Below are 18468 nucleotides of genomic sequence, written 5' to 3'. Positions count from 1 at the left end.
ACCGCGCCGAGACCTGACAAAGTGTCATACCCGCCGAATTTGCGGCGCTTTTACCCTATCAACAACACAGCACACGGCGCTCCAGCGCGGACTGCAAGTCTTCGAATTTCACCGGTTTGTTCAGGTAGTCGATCGCCGCACCGGTTGTGCAAAGCTCGCGATCAGCGTTCAACGCCAGCATGAACACCGGCAAGTGGGCGCATCCCGGCAACGCATGAATCTGGCAGCACAAGGACGCGCCTTCGTGGCTTGGCAACTGACAATCGATCAGCACCGCATCCACCGTTTCACGCTGCAGGCATTCGAGCGCCGCCGCACCGTTGTCGGCCGTGCGCACGCGAAAGCCAAGCTTGAGCAACATGCCGCGCATCACCAGTTGGTTGACGCTGCTGTCGTCCACCAGCAGCACCGTGCAATCCTGCGGCGCGCGCACGCAATCGCGGGAAGTCTGGGCAATTTGCACAGCCTCGACCACCGGCAAGGCGAACTCGACATCAAGCTGGAAACGACTACCGCGCCCGGGTTCCGAGCGATGGGTTAGCTTGCCGCCGAGTAACTCCACCAACTGCCGACAGATCGCCAGACCGACGCCCAACCCGCCGTACTCGCGAGTCATCGAACCGTCGAGCTGAAAGAAGCGCTGGTACATCGTCGCCTCGCCCAGATCGGTGAAACCGATGCCGGTGTCGATCACCGCAAAGGACAGCGCCAGACGATTGTCCATCGATGGTTTGCCGGTGACGCGCAATGCCAGACCACCGACGCGGGTGAACTTGATCGCGTTATCCAGCAGGCATTCCAGGCATTGTGCGAGTTTGGCGCTGTCGCCGTGCAGGCGATCCGGCAGGGTCGGCAGCACATCGACCTTGAAGTCCAGCGACTTGCTCGAGGCATTGCCATCGAACTGCACGCGCAGCGCCTCGACAACGGCGCGCAGGCTGAAGCTGCCCGGCGCGGCCTTGAGCTTGCCGGCCTGCAATTCGGTGAGGGTGAGGATGCCGTTGACCATGCGCATCATGTCGCGGGCGGAACCGGCGGCGGTCTGTTGGTATTGCTCAAGCTCCGGATCCATCTCGACGGTCTGCATCAGCTCCAGCGAACCGATCACACCGTTCATCGGCGTGCGCAGTTCGTGGGTCAGGGTCGCCAGAAACTCGTCCTTGAGCTTGTTGCTGTGGGCCAGTTGCTGGTTGAGCACTTCGAGTTTCTGCCCGGCGTCGTATAGCGTCTGCGCTTGCTGTTCGCGCATCGCGTTGATGCGGTCGGCCAGCGCCAGCGACAGCAACGCCACTTCGATGGCCGAACCGATCTGGCTGGCGTACATGGTCAGGAACACGTTCGGCAGCAGGCCGAGCACCATCAGCGTGTTGACGATGCCGCCGAGCAGAAACGCCGACCAGGCAATGATGAAGTACCGCGCCACGCGCAAACCGCGCCACCAGGCCAGAATCCCTGCGGCAAAAATCACCACGGTGAAGGTCAGGGCCAGCGTCGTCGCCAGGCGCAGGGCCAGCGCGTAACTGGTCATCAGCGACAGGCCGATGACCAGCGCACCGAATGCAATCAGGCCGATCAGCAAACGGTCGAGCCAGCGGCTGTGGGTTTTGGTCTGCAGGAAGCTGCGGGCGAACTGGCTGCCGAACAGGCCGGCGCAACCAATGAAAAACGGTGTGGCGGCGTTGGCCCACCACGGATTGTCTGGCCAGAAATACTCGACCGCCGCGCCATTCACCGACAGTTGATAGAGGCCGAACGAGGCAATGTAGAAGATGTAATAGAGGTAACTGGTGTCGCGCACGCTCAGATAGATGAACAGGTTGTAGACCACCATCCCGAGCAGTACGCCATAAATAATGCCCAGCACGTACAGGCGCACCGGCTGGTCTTCGAGGTAGGCAGTGCTCGACCACAACGTCACCGGCGCCTGGATCGAACCTTCGCTGGCCAGTCGCAAGTACACGGTTTGCTGTTGATCCGGTTCGAAAGCCAGGTCGAACAGGTAATTGTTCTGGCGGATTTCGCGGCTGGCGAACGGCCAGGCGTCACCGGTCTGGCGGACGAGGCGATAGTTGCCAGCGGCATCGGCGAGGTACAGGTCAAGATGATCGAGCGGTGGATACGCCAGTTCCAGCAACCAGGTGCGTTGGGCGGCAGGATTGCTCGGGCGATAGTGCAGGTCGATTTTCAGCCAGAATGCCGAGCGCGAGTAACCGGCGTTGAGCGTGGCTTTATCGTGAGGTTTGAAATTGCCCGCGGCAGCTTGCGCGCGAACATCGGCAATGTTCGCCTGACCGCTCGGGTCTTCGAACACTTGCAGCGACCGGCCCAGAGGGAGGCTCTGGGTAAATTCGTCGAATTCGACGGCGCTCGCCATGAGGGGCAAGCAGAACAGCAACATCAGCAAATAGCGCATTGAAGCCCCAGCGTGGCTCGTCCGGTTGTGTCAGGAAGCCCCCCATTCCTTTTGAGTAGACGTAAAACCGGTATTACCTGTTATTGGTTTGGATCCAGACTAGCATAGCCGTTGATGGCCATTGAGCACCATTGAAATTTTTCCTACAAAGGCTCTAGAACGGGCGTTCCAGAGCAAAGTAGCGGGCTAGAGCTGTTGGGTTGGTCAGGTAGATCAAAAGATCGCAGCCTGCGGCAGCTCCTACTGGGAAAACCCAGATCCATGCAGGAGCTGCCGCAGGCTGCGATCTTTTGATCTTGCTCCGCCAGCCACACCCGAAAATCAGCTTTGGTGGTAAGCTCGCGCACCATGAATATCTACAGCTCCCGCCCCGTTGTCCTCTGTCTCTCCGGCCACGACCCAAGTGGTGGCGCCGGCTTGCAGGCAGATATCGAAGCCCTGCTCGCGCAGGGTTGCCATGCGGCTCCGGCCGTCACCGCCCTGACCGTGCAAGACACCGTCAACGTCACTGACTTCCGCGTCCTCGACCGTGAGTGGGTATTGGCTCAAGCCAATGCCGTGCTCAACGACTCCGAAGTCGCAGCGGTCAAACTGGGCATGCTCGGTTCGCTGGAAATGGTCGACACCGTTGTCGAACTGCTCTCGGCGCACCCGCATTTGCCAGTGGTCTGCGACCCGGTGCTGCGCGCCGGTGGCGGCGGACGCCTGGGCAAGGACGAGGTCGGCTATGCGATGCGTGAGCGTCTGCTGCCGCTGTCGATCATTGCTACGCCTAACCTTCCTGAAGCCCGCATCCTCGCCGAACTGCCCGAAGGCACGGCGGATGAGTGCGCTGAAAAACTCCTGCCGTTCGTCAAAAACCTGCTGATCACCGGCGGCCACGGCGACGAAACTGAAATCCATAATCGCGTGTACAGCCGCGATGGCCTGCGTGAAACCTTTGTCTGCCAGCGTCTGCCGGGCAGCTATCACGGTTCCGGCTGCACCTTGGCCAGCGCCCTCGCCGGCCGGCTGGCCCAAGGCGAACACCTGGCCAGCGCCGTACGCAGCGCACTGGATTACACCTGGCGCACCCTTCGCGATGCCGAACAACTGGGCAAAGGCCAGTTCGTCCCGCGTCGCTTGCCGCTGGATTTCTGCTCGTAACGTCGTGAGGTCTGCCCGATGAAACTACGTGGCCTGTATGCCATTACCGACAGCGAATTGCTGGCCGGCAAGTTTCTGTCCTATGTGGAGGCGGCGCTGGAAGGCGGCGTCACCCTGCTGCAATACCGCGACAAGAGCAACGACGAGGCCCGCCGTCTGCGCGAGGCCGAAGCGTTGCGCGATCTGTGCGAGCGCTACAAAACGCAACTGATCATCAACGATGACGCTGAACTGGCGGCGCGCCTCAACGTCGGTGTGCACCTCGGTCAGACCGACGGCCCGTTGTCGCCGACCCGCGCCCTGCTCGGTTCGAAAGCGATCATCGGTTCGACCTGCCACGCGCAAATCGCGCTGGCCGAACAAGCCGCCAAAGAAGGCGCGAGCTACGTCGCCTTCGGTCGCTTCTTCAATTCCAATACCAAGCCCGGCGCGCCGTCCTGCAGCCTCGATCTGCTCGACGACGCCAAGCGCACGCTGCACCTGCCGATCTGCGCGATTGGCGGCATCAGCCTCGACAACGCTGCGCCACTGGTGGCCCACGGGGTCGATCTGCTTGCCGTGGTTCACGGTTTGTTCGGTGCCGAGAGCACCGCCGAAGTGACCCGCCGCGCCCGCGCATTCAACGAATTGTTCAAATCCTGAAGATTGAGAGCCCGATCATGTCTCGTTCCGAAACCCTGTTTGCCAACGCCCAGAAACACATTCCCGGTGGCGTCAATTCGCCAGTTCGCGCGTTCAAGAGCGTTGGCGGCACGCCGCTGTTCTTCAAACACGCTGAAGGCGCTTACGTTACTGACGAAGACGACAAGCGTTATGTCGATTACGTCGGTTCGTGGGGCCCGATGATCCTCGGCCACAGCCATCCGGACGTGCTCGACGCGGTGCGCAATCAGCTGCAACACGGCTTGTCGTACGGCGCGCCGACCGCGATGGAAACCGAGATGGCCGATCTGGTTTGCTCGCTGGTGCCGTCGATGGACATGGTGCGCATGGTCAGCTCAGGCACCGAAGCGACCATGAGCGCGATCCGTCTGGCCCGTGGCTACACCGGTCGCGACAGCATCATCAAGTTCGAAGGTTGCTACCACGGTCACTCCGACAGCCTGCTGGTCAAGGCCGGTTCCGGCGCACTGACCCAAGGCGTACCGAGCTCGGCCGGTGTGCCGGCAGCGTTCGCCAAACACACCCTGACCCTGCCGTTCAACGACATCGACGCGGTTGAGCAGATGCTCGCCGAAGTTGGCGAGGAAGTGGCGTGCATCATCGTCGAGCCGGTGGCCGGCAACATGAACTGCGTACCACCAGCACCAGGTTTCCTCGAAGGCCTGCGCTCGCTGTGCGACAAACATGGCGTGGTGCTGATTTTCGACGAAGTGATGACCGGTTTCCGCGTCGCCCTCGGCGGTGCTCAGGCGTACTACGGGGTCAATCCTGACCTGACCACCTTCGGTAAGATCATCGGCGGCGGCATGCCGGTCGGCTGCTTCGGCGGCAAGCGTGAAATCATGGAGCGCATCGCGCCGCTGGGCCCGGTGTATCAGGCCGGCACGCTGTCGGGCAATCCGTTGGCCATGGCCGCCGGCTTGACCACGCTGCGTTTGATCAGCCGTCCGGGTTTCCACGCCGAGCTGACCGACTACACCACGCGTCTGCTCGATGGCCTGCAACAACGCGCCGATGCTGCGGGTATTCCGTTCGTGACCACCCAGGCGGGCGGCATGTTCGGTCTGTACTTCAGCGGCGCTGACGACATCGTCACCTTTAAAGACGTGATGGCCAGCGACGCGGCACTGTTCGGTCGTTTCTTCCACTTGATGCTGGAAGGTGGCGTGTACCTGGCGCCGAGCGCGTTCGAAGCCGGTTTCACCTCGATCGCTCACGGCGAAGCCGAGTTGCAACTGACGCTGGATGCCGCCGAGCGCGCTTTCGCTGCATTGAAGTAATCGCCGTACCGCTGACGTTGGCTATTGCCAGCGTCAGCTTTCACCTACAACCGCACGGTTTTTCCGACGCTCTGCCAAAAATCCCTCATAAAGTGGGCGATATATTCCCCGCGCAGCAGAAAAACGAGTAAAGACTTTGTAAGGTTGGCCCTGCTTATTTCATAATGCGCGCTTATTGGATCCCTCGATGGGTCCGCGTGCCCTTCAGAGGTAAGTCGATTCCCATGAACCGCACCGGCCGCACCCTTGCCTTGGGCTGCCTGTTGCTCCTTCAGCCCCTGCTCGCGCATGCACAAGCAGGCGGCAACTCGTTGTTGATCCCGGCGATGGGTCGTTGCACCCTCAATACTCAGCCGCAAGACGTCACGCAGGCACTGGCCGCCTGCCAGAAAGCGGCGGACGAAGGGGATGCGCAAGCGCAATACGAGTTGGGTGAGTTCTACTACGACGGCAAGAATGCGCCGCGCGACCTCAATCAAGCCCTGAGCTATTTCGAAAAAGCCTCGTTGCAAGGCCACGCTCAGGCGCAATTCAAACTGGGCACCATGTTCTTCCACGGTGAAGGCGTGCAGGCCAACAATATTCAGGCGTACATCGTTTTGAAAATGGCTGCGGTCAACGGCGCTGAAGATGCGCTGGACACGGCCGACGAAGTTTCCGAAAAGATGTCCCGCGAAGACCTCGAGACCGCCACGCAGGTGCTCGGGCAAATTTTCCGTAAATACCTGATGGAATTGCAGAGCGCCGATGGGCGTACACCGTTCTCGCCTCTTCCCTGATCAGCGATAGTTCCCACGCTCTGCGTGGGAATTCATCCCGTGACGCTCCGCGTCACCGACGCAGAGCGTCGAAGGCGGCATTCCCACGCAGAGCGTGGGAACGATCATCTGAACGGCTTACTTCTCAGGCATCGGCATCGGAAACGGCATCACATTGCCGACCGCACCACGGGCTTCGCTGATTTTCGGGGTGCCCAGACGTTCCACTTCGTCGATGCGCACGATCGAATGCATCGGCACAAAGCTGCGTACCACGCCTTCGAACTGCGCCTTGAGCTTTTCTTCGCTCGGGTCGACGACCACTTGCGTGCGCTCGCCAAAGACGAACTCTTCCACTTCCAGAAAGCCCCACAGATCACTTTGATAGATCTGCTTGGCGTACATTTCGAACACCTGGCCCTGGTTGAGGAAAATCACCTTATAGATTGGAGCTTCGCGTTTGGTCATGGCGGGGGGATAACATCGGGGATAAAAATGAGGGCGCAAACTATAGCATAGCCTCCGGACGCACAGCGGTAGGAACCTGAGGGCTTGTTCCCTATAATGCCGGGTTCTTTGAATCACGTGACGACACTAATCCATGGCCAAGAAGCTTTACATCGAAACCCACGGTTGCCAGATGAACGAGTACGACAGCTCGCGCATGGTCGATCTGCTGGGTGAACATCAGGCCCTGGAAGTCACCGCACGCGCGGAAGACGCCGACGTGATTCTGCTCAACACCTGCTCGATTCGCGAGCGCGCGCAAGATCGCGTGTATTCGCAGCTGGGTCGCTGGCGCGAACTGAAACTGGCCAACCCGGACATGGTGATCGCCGTCGGCGGTTGCGTGGCCAGCCAGGAAGGCGCGGCAATCCGCGATCGCGCCCCTTACGTCGACGTAGTCTTCGGCCCGCAGACCCTGCACCGCCTGCCGGAAATGATCGACGCTGCGCGCATCACCAAACTGCCGCAAGTCGACGTGTCGTTCCCGGAAATCGAAAAATTCGACCACCTGCCCGAGCCGCGCATTGATGGCCCGAGCGCTTACGTGTCGGTGATGGAAGGTTGCAGCAAATACTGCACGTTCTGCGTGGTGCCTTACACCCGTGGTGAAGAAGTCAGCCGGCCGTTCGACGACGTGATCGCCGAAGTCATCCACCTTGCCGAAAACGGCGTGCGTGAAGTGACCTTGCTCGGGCAGAACGTCAACGGCTATCGCGGTACCACCCATGACGGTCGCCTGGCTGATCTTGCCGAACTGATTCGCGTTGTCGCCGCCATCGATGGCATCGACCGCATTCGCTACACCACTTCGCACCCGTTGGAGTTCTCCGACAGCCTGATCCAGGCCCACGCCGACGTGCCGGAACTGGTCAAGCATCTGCATTTACCGGTGCAATCGGGTTCCGACCGGATTCTCGCGGCGATGAAACGCAACCACACCGCGCTGGAGTACAAATCCAAGCTGCGCAAACTGCGTGCCGCCGTGCCGGGGATCTGCATCAGCTCGGACTTCATCGTCGGTTTCCCCGGCGAGACCGAGAAAGATTTCGAACAGACCATGAAGCTGATTGCCGACGTCGGTTTCGACTTCTCTTACTCTTTCGTTTATAGCCAGCGTCCGGGCACACCGGCTGCCGATCTGGCCGACGAGACCCCGGAAGAGTTGAAGAAGGAGCGCCTGAACGCGCTGCAACATCGCCTGAATCAGCAAGGCTTCGAGATCAGCCGACAAATGGTCGGTTCCGTTCAGCGCATTCTGGTGACCGATTATTCGAAGAAAGACCCGGGCGAGCTGCAAGGGCGTACCGAGAATAATCGTATCGTCAACTTCCGCTGCGACAATCCAACCCTGATTGGCCAGTTCGCCGACGTGCACATCGACGCGGCACAACCGCACTCGCTGCGTGGCTCGCTGATTCAGTAACAGCAAAAGATCGCAGCCTTCGGCAGCTCCTACATGGATCGCATTCTCCTGTAGGAGCTGCCGAAGGCTGCGATCTTGACGGTCTCGACGCCAAGAATATTTAAGAGCTTTCGCACCCAGGCCTCTGGCGTTATCCTTGATTTCATCTTAATTGCCCCAGGGCGGCTAAATACGACCTTGAACGCACCCATAGAACCACATCGTTTTATTCTCGAGCCCTTTGAGGCACGCCGCTTCGCCAATCTGTGCGGGCAATTCGACGAGCATTTGCGCTTGATCGAACAGCGCCTGACCATCGAGATCCGCAACCGCGGAAACCAGTTCGAGCTGATCGGCGACCCCAAGCACACCACGTCTGCGGAAAACCTGCTGCGCCGCCTGTACCGGGAAACCAAGGGTACCGAGCTGTCGCCGGACCTCGTGCACCTGTTCCTGCAGGAATCAGCCGTCGTCGAGCTGGACAACCACGCCCCCGCCGAAGCCTCCGTCGCCCTGCGCACCAAGAAAGGCATGATTCGCCCACGCGGCTTGAATCAGTTGCGCTATGTGAAGGAAGTCCTCGGCAACGACATCAACTTCGGCATCGGTCCGGCCGGTACCGGCAAGACCTATCTGGCCGTGGCGTGCGCCGTCGATGCACTGGAACGCGAGCAGATCCGCCGCATCCTGCTGGTGCGCCCGGCGGTTGAAGCCGGTGAAAAACTCGGCTTCCTGCCCGGCGACCTGTCGCAGAAGATCGACCCGTACCTGCGCCCGCTCTACGACGCGCTCTACGAGATGCTCGGTTTTGAATACGTGGCCAAGCTGATCGAGCGCCAGGTGATCGAAGTCGCGCCGCTGGCCTACATGCGCGGTCGCACGCTGAACAACAGCTTCATCATCCTCGACGAGAGCCAGAACACCACCGTCGAACAGATGAAGATGTTCCTCACCCGTATCGGCTTTGGCTCTACGGCCGTCATCACCGGTGACATTACCCAGGTCGACTTGCCGAAAGGCACCAAGTCAGGCCTGCACCATGTGATCGAAGTGCTGAAAGACGTGCCAGGCATCAGCTTCACCCACTTCCAGCCTAAAGACGTCGTGCGCCATCCTTTGGTCCAGCGGATCGTCGAAGCCTATGAGCGCTTCGAAAACCGTGACGAAGCACCCAAGGAAACCTCGCGAAATGCTTGAGCTAGACCTGCAAATCGCGACCGAAGCGCACGCGCCGAGTGAGGCCGACTTTCGCCTGTGGTGCGAACTGGCCCTGCGCCAGCGCACCGCCGACTCGGAAATGACCATTCGTCTGGTCGACGAGGAAGAAGGCCGCGAGCTCAATCACACCTGGCGCCATAAGGATTACGCGACCAACGTCCTGTCGTTCCCTGCCGAAGTGCCCGACGAGTTTCTCGATATCCCGCTGCTCGGCGATCTGGTGATCTGCGTGGCCGTGGTCGAGCGTGAAGCTGCCGAGCAAGGCAAGGAACTAAAGGCCCATTGGGCACATCTGGTCATTCACGGTTGCTTGCATCTGCTCGGTTACGACCATATAGATGACGAGGAAGCCGAAGAAATGGAAGCACTGGAACGCGAGTTGCTTGCCGAATTGGGTTATCCCGATCCGTACGCGGACGACGAAACCGAAACATCCCCTATCGTTACAACAAAGGATTCAGAGTAATCGCTATGAGCGAAGATCGATCGAGCAACGGGCAGAAGTCATGGCTGGGTAAACTGACCCAGGCTTTTGCCCACGAGCCGAAGAACCGTCAGGAGCTCCTCGAGCTGCTGCGTGATGCACATCAGAACAAACTGCTGGACAGCGAAGCGCTGGCCATCGTCGAAGGCGCCATTCAGGTAGCTGACCTGCAAGTACGCGACATCATGGTGCCGCGCTCGCAGATGATCAGCATCAAGGCGACCCAGACACCGCGTGAATTCCTCCCGGCCGTGGTCGACTCGGCCCACTCGCGCTATCCGGTCATCGGCGAAAGCCATGACGATGTGATGGGCGTGCTGCTGGCCAAGGATCTGCTGCCGCTGATCCTCAAGGAAAACGGCGACAGCTTCAACATCAAGGATCTGCTGCGCCCGGCCACGTTCGTGCCGGAGTCCAAGCGCTTGAACGTGTTGCTGCGTGAATTCCGCGCCAACCACAACCACATGGCCATCGTCATCGACGAATACGGCGGTGTGGCAGGTCTGGTGACCATCGAAGACGTGCTGGAACAGATCGTCGGCGACATCGAAGACGAGCACGACGTCGAAGAGGACAGCTACATCAAACCGCTGCCCAGTGGCGACTTCCTGATCAAGGCGTTGACGCCGATCGAGAACTTCAACGAGTTCTTCGACAGCGAGTTCTCCGACGACGAGTTCGACACCGTCGGCGGTCTGGTGATGAGCGCGTTCGGGCACTTGCCAAAACGCAACGAAATCACTGAAATCGGCGCCTATCGTTTCCGCATCCTGAACGCCGACAGCCGTCGGATTCACTTGCTGCGACTGACCCCAATCGCCCGGTAAAAAATCTAAGGACTGAAATGCGCTGGACAACCCGCCCCGGCTGGCCCGGTAATCTGCTGGCCGTGGCGGCCGGTGCAATCACCACCTTCGCTCTGGCACCGTTCAATATCTGGCCGCTGGCTTTGCTCGCGGTCGGTCTGTTCTATGCCGGTTTGCGCGAGCTGAGTCCGCGTCAGGCACTGGGCCGTGGCTGGTGCTTCGGTTTTGGCCTGTTCGGCGCCGGCACCAGCTGGATCTATTACAGCATTCACCATTTCGGCGGCGCTTCGGTGCTGCTGGCCGGGTTCCTGATGCTGCTGTTTACCGCCGCGATTGCCTGGTTCTTCGCCCTGCCCGCCTGGATTTGGGCGCGCTGGTTGCGCCGTAACGAGGCTCCGGTGGCCGATGCCTTGGCATTTGCCGCGCTGTGGGTGGCTCAGGAAATGTTTCGTGGCTGGTTTCTTACCGGTTTCCCGTGGCTGTACTCGGGCTACAGTCAGCTCGACGGCCCGCTGTCGGGGCTCGCGCCAGTCGGCGGTATGTGGCTGGTTGGGTTCGTTCTGGCATTGACGGCGGCGCTGATCTACAACGCGCCGCGCTTGCTGCAAAGCGGTCGTAAAGGGTTCGTCGTTGCCGGCCTGCTGCTGTTGATCGGGCCGTGGATCGCCGGTATTGCGCTCAAGGGCCACGCCTGGACCAGCCCGTCCGGCGCACCATTAAGCGTTGCGGCGATTCAGGGCAACGTTGCACAAAGCATGAAATGGGATCCGGCCGAGCTCAATGCGCAATTGGCGCTGTACCGCGATTTGAGCTTTCGTTCAAAACCGGTCGACTTGCTGATCTGGCCAGAAACCGCCGTGCCGGTGCTCAAGGAGTCCGCCGAGGGCTACCTGAGCATGATGGGTAACTTTGCCGCCGAGCGTAAATCGGCGCTGATCACCGGCGTGCCGATTCGCGAAACGGTTCGTCACGAACGACGCTTCTTCAACGGCATCACTGTGGTGGGCGAAGGCGATGGCACTTACCTGAAGCAGAAATTGGTACCGTTCGGTGAATACGTGCCGTTGCAGGACATCCTGCGTGGCTTGATCGCGTTCTTTGATTTGCCGATGTCCGACTTCGCTCGCGGCCCGGCCGATCAGGCGCTGCTGCAAGCCAAGGGTTATCAGATTGCGCCGTTCATCTGTTACGAAGTGGTGTACCCGGATTTCGCCGCCGGTCTGTCGGCACGCAGCGATCTGTTGCTGACGATCAGTAACGACACCTGGTTCGGCACCTCGATTGGCCCCCTGCAACATTTGCAGATGGCGCAGATGCGTGCGCTTGAGGCCGGTCGCTGGATGATCCGTGCGACCAACAACGGCGTTACCGGATTGATCAACCCGTTCGGGCAGATCACCGAGCAGATTCCGCAGTTCGAACAGGGCATTTTGTATGGTGAAGTGGTGCCGATGCACAACCTGACACCGTATCTGCAATATCGCTCGTGGCCGCTGATGATCATCTGCCTGCTGCTGTTTGGCTGGGCACTGATGGCGAGCCGGATGTCGAAAACCCTTTAAAGCAAAAGATCGCAGCCTTCGGCAGCTCCTACAGGGAAAAATACAAATCCCATGTAGGAGCTGCCGCAGGCTGCGATCTTTTGCTCTTCAGCGGTAAAACAGCGAATACCCCACCTGCCCCACCGCTTCATTCAACAACTGCCCGCTCTGCCAGATCGATTTGAATTCCGGCAACCAGCCACCAAACGGTCGGGCGTTATCAGTGCCCAAAAAACCCACCGGCGCCGGCACCACTTCAAATCCTGCCTGCTGAAAACTCCACACCGAACGCGGCATGTGCCAGGCCTGCGTGACCACGACCACACGCTTGATCCCCTGCGGCAACAAAATATCGGCGCTGAACTTGGCGTTTTCCCACGTGGTACGGCTTTCACCTTCCTGCCAGCGCACCGTTACACCGAAATCGTCGAGTAACGAATCCGCCATCAACTTCGCCTCGGTCGGCGGCGTGCCGTAATGCAAACCACCGCTGGTCAGGATCGGCAAGCCCGACGCCTTGGCCAGCCGCGCCGCATAACGCTGACGCTCAAGCCCGACACCGGTGGGTTGATCCTCGCCCCAGGCGAGATCACCCCGTTCGCGCCCGGAACCCAACACCACAATCGCATCGGCGCGTTGTGCCAGCGTCGCCCACTCTGCGCGGGCCAACGGCGGTTCACGCTCCAGCGCCTTGGCGCTCCACTGCACGACGACTGGCAGGCTCATCAGCCAGAACCCGCCCAAACCCATGGCAAAACACACACCGGCCAGGCGCGGGCGTGAGCGACGCAGCCACCATGCGACCAACAGCAGCAATAAAAAAATGCCGGGAGGCAATAAAAGTTGCTTGATGAAATAACGAAAGGTCATCGGGCATCTCCAGAGATGCCCGAAGCCTAAGTGGGTTAATAAAACGCGACAACCGATAGGTTGGGATCCTGTTGAAAAAGATCCGTTTTTTGACCTGCCATGCGCTTACTTGGCCTGCAGAGAGCGAACCTTCATGGTGTCTCTGCCGGGCGCCTTGTCCTTGAGCCAGATGACCTTGGCCGAATGTGCTGCATCGAGCTGCTTCACTGCTTGCGAGAGGCATCCATGCGTTTCACGTTCACTGCGATCCAGATAGGCCTTGACCAGTTTGAACTCGGCGGGGCTCAAGCCACGCAATTCCAGTTCCAGGGGGCGCTCATCGCGCAGCCGGTCAGCGGTTTTTACGGCGTCCAGGGCCATACCCAGACGATCGATCAATCTTTCGTACAGCTCGGGTTTCGTTACGTTTTTTTTCCGTTGCTCCACCATCCCTCACCTCATTGAAGATAAGACTCACTCCCCAGTTAGAGCTTAGCTTCGCTGTACAAACCGGCGGTACGCCGCGACCAACGGCCCCCGGTACATGTATTGCGGCGTATGTAGCTGTAATCAGGGTTTCCCTAGGCCAAGCGCGGTCATGTATGCTACGGCGCTTCCTGTAATTCCACTTCCAGCTCGTCCGGGCCAACCCCGGAACCTGCGTTGAAGAGGATTAGGCCACCCCTATCCAGTACAAAAGTAGCCATGCACGAACAATATCAGCCCCGTGAAATTGAAGCCGCCGCCCAGTCGTTCTGGGACGAGCAAAAGTCCTTTGAAGTCAGTGAACAGCCAGGCAAGGAAACTTTCTACTGCCTGTCGATGTTCCCTTACCCCAGCGGCAAGCTACACATGGGGCACGTGCGCAACTACACCATCGGCGACGTGATCTCCCGCTATCAGCGCATGCAAGGCAAGAACGTTCTGCAACCGATGGGTTGGGACGCCTTCGGCATGCCGGCAGAAAACGCCGCGATGAAAAACAACGTAGCGCCCGCCAAGTGGACCTACGAAAACATCGCTTACATGAAGTCGCAACTGCGCAGCCTTGGCCTCGCGGTCGACTGGTCGCGCGAAGTGACCACCTGCAAGCCGGATTACTACCGCTGGGAACAATGGCTGTTCACTCGCCTGTTCGAAAAAGGTGTGATCTACCGTAAAAACGGCACCGTGAACTGGGACCCGGTCGACCAGACCGTTCTGGCCAACGAACAGGTCATCGACGGTCGCGGCTGGCGTTCCAGCGCGCTGATCGAAAAGCGCGAAATCCCGATGTACTACTTCAAGATCACCGCCTATGCGGATGAACTGCTGGAGAGCCTCGACGAACTGACTGGCTGGCCGGAACAGGTCAAGACCATGCAGCGCAACTGGATCGGCAAATCCCGCGGCATGGAAGTGCAGTTCCCGTACAACGTCGACTCGATCGGCGAAGCCGGCACTCTCAAAGTCTTCACTACCCGTCCGGACACCCTGATGGGCGCGACCTATGTCGCCGTCGCTGCCGAGCACCCGCTGGCCACCCTGGCCGCGAAAAACAACCCTGAACTGCAAGCGTTCATCGCTGAATGCAAGGGCGGCAGCGTTGCCGAAGCCGACGTCGCCACGCAAGAGAAAAAAGGCCTGCCGACCGGCCTGTTCGTCGAGCATCCGCTGACGGGTGAAAAGCTGCCGGTGTGGGTCGCCAACTATGTACTGATGCACTACGGCGATGGCGCTGTAATGGCGGTACCGGCGCACGACGAGCGCGATTTCGAATTCGCCCACAAGTACAGCCTGCCGGTGAAATCGGTGGTGCGTACCAGCTCTGGCGAGACCAACCCGGCCCCGTGGCAAGATGCCTACGGCGAGCACGGCACGCTGATCAACTCCGGCGAATTCGACGGTCTGGACTTCGCTGGCGCGTTCGATGCCATGGAAGTCGCGCTGATCAAGAAAGAACTCGGCGCCTCGCGCACCCAGTTCCGCCTGCGCGACTGGGGTATCAGCCGCCAGCGTTACTGGGGCTGCCCGATCCCGATCATCCACTGCGACACTTGCGGTGACGTGCCGGTGCCGGAAGATCAACTGCCTGTCGTCCTGCCGGAAGACGTGGTGCCGGACGGCGCTGGTTCGCCGCTGGCGCGCATGCCTGAGTTTTACGAGTGCACCTGCCCGAAATGCGGCCAGCCTGCCAAGCGTGAAACCGACACCATGGACACCTTCGTCGAGTCGTCGTGGTACTACGCCCGTTACGCCTCGCCGCACTTTGAAGGTGGCCTGGTGGAAAAATCCGCAGCCGATCACTGGCTGCCGGTCGACCAGTACATCGGCGGTATCGAACACGCGATTCTGCACCTGCTCTACGCGCGCTTCTTCCACAAGCTGATGCGCGATGAAGGTCTGGTGAGTTCCAACGAACCGTTCAAGAACCTGCTGACCCAAGGCATGGTGATCGCCGAAACCTACTATCGTCGCGAAGCCAACGGTGCCTACACCTGGTTCAACCCGGCGGACGTGGAACTCGAGCGTGACAGCAAAGCCAAGGTCATCAGCGCCAAGCTGAAATCCGACGGTCTGCCGGTGGAAATCGGCGGCACCGAGAAGATGGCCAAGTCGAAGAACAACGGCGTCGACCCACAGTCGATGATCGATCAGTTCGGCGCCGACACTTGCCGCCTGTTCATGATGTTCGCTTCGCCGCCTGACATGAGCGCGGAATGGTCCGACTCCGGCGTCGAAGGTTCGCACCGTTTCCTCAAGCGCGTCTGGCGTCTGGCGCAAGCCCACGTGACCCTGGGCTTGCCAGGCAAACTGGATGTCGCCGGCCTGAACGACGAGCAGAAAGCCGTACGCCGTTCGATCCACCTGGCCATCAAGCAGGCTAGCCACGACGTCGGCCAGAACCACAAATTCAACACCGCCATCGCCCAGGTGATGACGCTGATGAACGTGCTGGAAAAAGCCGCGCAAGGCACCGAACAGGATCGCGCACTGCTGCAGGAAGGCCTGGAAGCGGTAACGCTGCTGCTGGCACCGATCACTCCGCACATCAGCCATGAGCTGTGGAATCAATTGGGTCATGCTGAACCGGTGATCGACGCAGGCTGGCCGGCGGTGGACGAAAGTGCACTGGTACAGGACAGCCTGACCCTGGTTATCCAGGTCAACGGCAAGTTGCGTGGCCAGATCGAAATGCCGGCCAGCGCCACCCGCGAAGAAGTCGAAGCCGCCGCGCGCACCAACGAAAACGTGCTGCGTTTCGTCGACGGACTGACCATTCGCAAGGTGATCGTGGTTCCGGGCAAACTGGTCAACATCGTCGCCAGCTAAATTGGATTGGGCGTCAGGTCCGCCTGACGCACTGTAAAACCTTTCGGGCCGCAAGGTCGGCCCACATGGTTTCAAGGGGAGCAACACAATGATCAAACGCAATCTGCTGGTGATGGGCCTCGCTGTTCTGCTGAGCGCCTGCGGTTTCCAGCTGCGTGGCACTGGCACCACCGAACTGACGATCAAGGAGCTCGACCTGAGCGCACGCAACGCCTACGGCGAGACCGTCACCGAGCTGCGTCAGGTGCTCGAGTCCAGCGGCGTCAAGGTATACAGCGGTGCACCGTACAAGCTGTACCTGGCTGACGAGCAGGAAAACCAGCGTATTCTCAGCTACGCCGGTGCCGGCCGTACTGGCGAATATCAGGTCAATACCGTCCTGAACTACGACATCATTGGCGAACACAACCTGAACCTGCTGAGCAGCAAGCTCGAAGTGCAGAAGGTGTTCATCCACGACGGCAACAACCTGGTCGGCTCCGATCAGGAAGCCAACGACGCCCGTCGTGAAACCCGTCGCGAACTGGTTCAACGCATGATGCTGCGCCTGCAACAGCTGACTCCGGCGCAACTGGAGCAACTGCAGCAAGCGGCCAACGACCGCGCCAAGGCTGAAGCCGACGCGCTGCAAGCGGCACAGAAGGCTGAAGCGGAAACCCCGCGCCAGTCGCCGCTCGAAATACCCAAGCAGTAAGACGTTCGGGGCGCTCAGGCGCCCCGTTCGGTATTTCTTATGAAGCTCGCTCCCGCTCAACTCGGTAAACACCTGCAAGGCGCCCTCGCGCCGGTCTACATCATCAGCGGCGATGACCCGCTGTTGTGCCAGGAGGCTGCCGACGCCATCCGCAGTGCTGCTCGCCAGCAAGGTTTCGACGAACGCCAGGTCTTTGCTGCCGACGCCAATTTCGATTGGGGCACGTTGCTGCAGGCCGGCGCGAGCATGTCGTTGTTCGCGGAAAAACGCCTGCTGGAACTGCGCCTGCCTTCGGGCAAACCCGGTGACAAAGGCGCCGCGGCCTTCATCGAATATTGCTCACGCCCTGCCGAAGACACGGTGCTGCTGATCAGCCTGCCCAAGCTCGATGGCAGCGCGCAGAAAACCAAGTGGGGCAAGGCACTGGTTGAAGGTCAGCAGACCCAGTTCATCCAGATCTGGCCGGTGGACGCCAATCAGTTGCCGAGCTGGATTCGGCAGCGCCTGTCGCAGGCCGGTTTGTCGGCCAGCCAGGACGCGGTCGAATTGATTGCTGCACGCGTCGAGGGCAATTTGCTCGCGGCCGCGCAGGAAATCGAAAAGCTCAAGTTGATGGCCGAAGGTGGCCAGATCACCGTCGAAACCGTGCAGGCCGCAGTGGCCGACAGTGCCCGATTCGACGTCTTCGGACTGACCGATGCCGTACTCAACGGCGAACCGACCCATGCACTGCGCATGCTCGAAGGGCTACGCGGTGAAGGCGTCGAGCCACCGGTGATTCTCTGGGCGCTGGCGCGGGAGTTGCGCCTGCTGGCCAATATCTCGTTGCAGTACAGCCAGGGCACGCCGCTGGACAAGTGCTTTAGCCAGGCAAAACCACCGGTCTGGGACAAGCGCAAACCGCTGATGAGCAAAGCCTTGCAACGCTATACGGCGCAACGCTGGGCACAGCTGTTGCTCGAAGCGCAGCGCATCGATGCGCAGATCAAAGGCCAGGCTACCGGCTCGCCGTGGATGAGCCTGAGTCGCTTGGCGTTGTTGATGGCTGGCCAGCGACTTTCACTGCCTGCCGAATAAGATCAAAAGATCGCAGCGTGCCGCAGCCCCTACATAGATTGGTGTAGGAACTGCGGCACGCTGCGATCTTTTGACTTTTGTTTAGCATGAGCAGATTATTTGCCGCGCAAAACCCACTCACACGAGAGAACCCTCATGAGCAAAAAGCCATCGAAACATGGCCCCAACAAGGCCAAATCCATCATCGCCCAACCGCTGTTCCGCAGCCGCCAGGAACAACCGAACAAGGGCAAAGGCAGCTACCGCCGCGAAGCCTTCCAGTCTAAAAGCTGGGAGGCTTCTTACTTTCTGGCTGCCTGAAGCGCAGTACCCCCCGGT

At 60.0% G+C, this 18468-nt stretch carries 17 protein-coding genes; 13 read left to right on the top strand and 4 right to left on the bottom strand.

The features are described 5' to 3' along the window. Positions 1 to 58 precede the first annotated feature (58 nt). Positions 59 to 2413, bottom strand: a complete 2355-nt coding sequence (locus tag ACIPZE_RS11410) for a 7TM diverse intracellular signaling domain-containing protein (protein ID WP_400772900.1) — start codon at positions 2411 to 2413, stop codon at positions 59 to 61. Positions 2414 to 2761: 348 nt separating this feature from the next. Between ACIPZE_RS11410 and ACIPZE_RS11405 the strand changes: the two genes are divergently transcribed. The 4 genes from ACIPZE_RS11405 to ACIPZE_RS11390 all read left to right on the top strand — a co-directional run bounded on the left by ACIPZE_RS11405 (position 2762) and on the right by ACIPZE_RS11390 (position 6281). Then, positions 2762 to 3559 carry a hydroxymethylpyrimidine/phosphomethylpyrimidine kinase gene (locus ACIPZE_RS11405; protein WP_016986138.1) on the top strand — a complete coding sequence of 266 codons (798 nt, stop codon included), beginning with the start codon at positions 2762 to 2764 and terminating at the stop codon, positions 3557 to 3559. 18 nt (positions 3560 to 3577) lie between these two features. Continuing rightward, positions 3578 to 4201, top strand: a complete 624-nt coding sequence (gene thiE / locus ACIPZE_RS11400; RefSeq protein ID WP_283438775.1) for a thiamine phosphate synthase — start codon at positions 3578 to 3580, stop codon at positions 4199 to 4201. Between the two features lie 17 nt (positions 4202 to 4218). Next, positions 4219 to 5502 carry a glutamate-1-semialdehyde 2,1-aminomutase gene (hemL, locus tag ACIPZE_RS11395; RefSeq protein WP_400772898.1) on the top strand — a complete coding sequence of 428 codons (1284 nt, stop codon included), beginning with the start codon at positions 4219 to 4221 and terminating at the stop codon, positions 5500 to 5502. 224 nt (positions 5503 to 5726) lie between these two features. Beyond that, a complete protein-coding gene (locus ACIPZE_RS11390) occupies positions 5727 to 6281 on the top strand; it encodes a tetratricopeptide repeat protein (RefSeq protein ID WP_003228518.1) in 555 nt (184 codons plus the stop codon). Between the two features lie 117 nt (positions 6282 to 6398). On the opposite strand, the gene ACIPZE_RS11385 is transcribed toward ACIPZE_RS11390, so the two are convergent. Beyond that, the gene (locus ACIPZE_RS11385; RefSeq protein ID WP_003185742.1) at positions 6399 to 6728 is read right to left on the bottom strand and encodes a DUF1820 family protein; all 330 of its coding nucleotides are present in this window, start codon (positions 6726 to 6728) and stop codon (positions 6399 to 6401) included. Positions 6729 to 6861: 133 nt separating this feature from the next. Here ACIPZE_RS11385 and miaB point away from each other — a divergent pair, with 133 nt between their 5' ends. The 5 genes from miaB to lnt all read left to right on the top strand — a co-directional run bounded on the left by miaB (position 6862) and on the right by lnt (position 12239). Continuing rightward, positions 6862 to 8190, top strand: coding sequence for a tRNA (N6-isopentenyl adenosine(37)-C2)-methylthiotransferase MiaB (gene miaB, locus ACIPZE_RS11380; RefSeq protein WP_122592708.1), 1329 nt, complete (start codon positions 6862 to 6864; stop codon positions 8188 to 8190). A 177-nt stretch (positions 8191 to 8367) separates the two neighbouring features. After that, positions 8368 to 9366: a PhoH family protein gene (locus ACIPZE_RS11375; protein WP_129395653.1), complete on the top strand. Its 999-nt coding sequence runs from the start codon at positions 8368 to 8370 to the stop codon at positions 9364 to 9366. Then, on the top strand, positions 9359 to 9853 hold the full coding sequence (gene ybeY, locus ACIPZE_RS11370; RefSeq protein ID WP_283438777.1) for an rRNA maturation RNase YbeY: 495 nt from the start codon (positions 9359 to 9361) through the stop codon (positions 9851 to 9853). The genes ACIPZE_RS11375 and ybeY overlap by 8 nt, the downstream gene beginning before the upstream one ends. Before the next feature lie 5 nt (positions 9854 to 9858). Next, a complete protein-coding gene (locus ACIPZE_RS11365) occupies positions 9859 to 10698 on the top strand; it encodes an HlyC/CorC family transporter (protein ID WP_007909641.1) in 840 nt (279 codons plus the stop codon). 17 nt (positions 10699 to 10715) lie between these two features. After that, positions 10716 to 12239 carry an apolipoprotein N-acyltransferase gene (gene lnt, locus ACIPZE_RS11360; RefSeq protein WP_400772895.1) on the top strand — a complete coding sequence of 508 codons (1524 nt, stop codon included), beginning with the start codon at positions 10716 to 10718 and terminating at the stop codon, positions 12237 to 12239. 87 nt (positions 12240 to 12326) lie between these two features. On the opposite strand, the gene ACIPZE_RS11355 is transcribed toward lnt, so the two are convergent. Together ACIPZE_RS11355 and ACIPZE_RS11350 are read right to left on the bottom strand one after the other, a co-directional pair. Next, on the bottom strand, positions 12327 to 13088 hold the full coding sequence (locus ACIPZE_RS11355; RefSeq protein WP_283438779.1) for a YdcF family protein: 762 nt from the start codon (positions 13086 to 13088) through the stop codon (positions 12327 to 12329). Positions 13089 to 13193: 105 nt separating this feature from the next. Continuing rightward, positions 13194 to 13517, bottom strand: a complete 324-nt coding sequence (locus tag ACIPZE_RS11350) for a hypothetical protein (protein WP_283438780.1) — start codon at positions 13515 to 13517, stop codon at positions 13194 to 13196. A gap of 255 nt (positions 13518 to 13772) precedes the next feature. Between ACIPZE_RS11350 and leuS the strand changes: the two genes are divergently transcribed. The 4 genes from leuS to arfA all read left to right on the top strand — a co-directional run bounded on the left by leuS (position 13773) and on the right by arfA (position 18450). After that, on the top strand, positions 13773 to 16379 hold the full coding sequence (gene leuS, locus ACIPZE_RS11345; protein WP_400772893.1) for a leucine--tRNA ligase: 2607 nt from the start codon (positions 13773 to 13775) through the stop codon (positions 16377 to 16379). 88 nt (positions 16380 to 16467) lie between these two features. Then, the gene (lptE, locus tag ACIPZE_RS11340; RefSeq protein ID WP_283438782.1) at positions 16468 to 17073 is read left to right on the top strand and encodes an LPS assembly lipoprotein LptE; all 606 of its coding nucleotides are present in this window, start codon (positions 16468 to 16470) and stop codon (positions 17071 to 17073) included. 39 nt (positions 17074 to 17112) lie between these two features. Continuing rightward, positions 17113 to 18150: a DNA polymerase III subunit delta gene (holA, locus tag ACIPZE_RS11335; protein ID WP_283438783.1), complete on the top strand. Its 1038-nt coding sequence runs from the start codon at positions 17113 to 17115 to the stop codon at positions 18148 to 18150. 135 nt (positions 18151 to 18285) lie between these two features. Beyond that, on the top strand, positions 18286 to 18450 hold the full coding sequence (gene arfA / locus ACIPZE_RS11330; protein WP_283438784.1) for an alternative ribosome rescue factor ArfA: 165 nt from the start codon (positions 18286 to 18288) through the stop codon (positions 18448 to 18450). Positions 18451 to 18468 lie beyond the last annotated feature (18 nt).

It is taken from the genome of Pseudomonas sp. NPDC089741 (assembly GCF_044748825.1).
Classification (GTDB): domain Bacteria; phylum Pseudomonadota; class Gammaproteobacteria; order Pseudomonadales; family Pseudomonadaceae; genus Aquipseudomonas; species Aquipseudomonas helmanticensis.
Note: the sequence above shows the minus strand (reverse complement) of the source record. Positions and strands in the feature narration are given on the sequence as shown.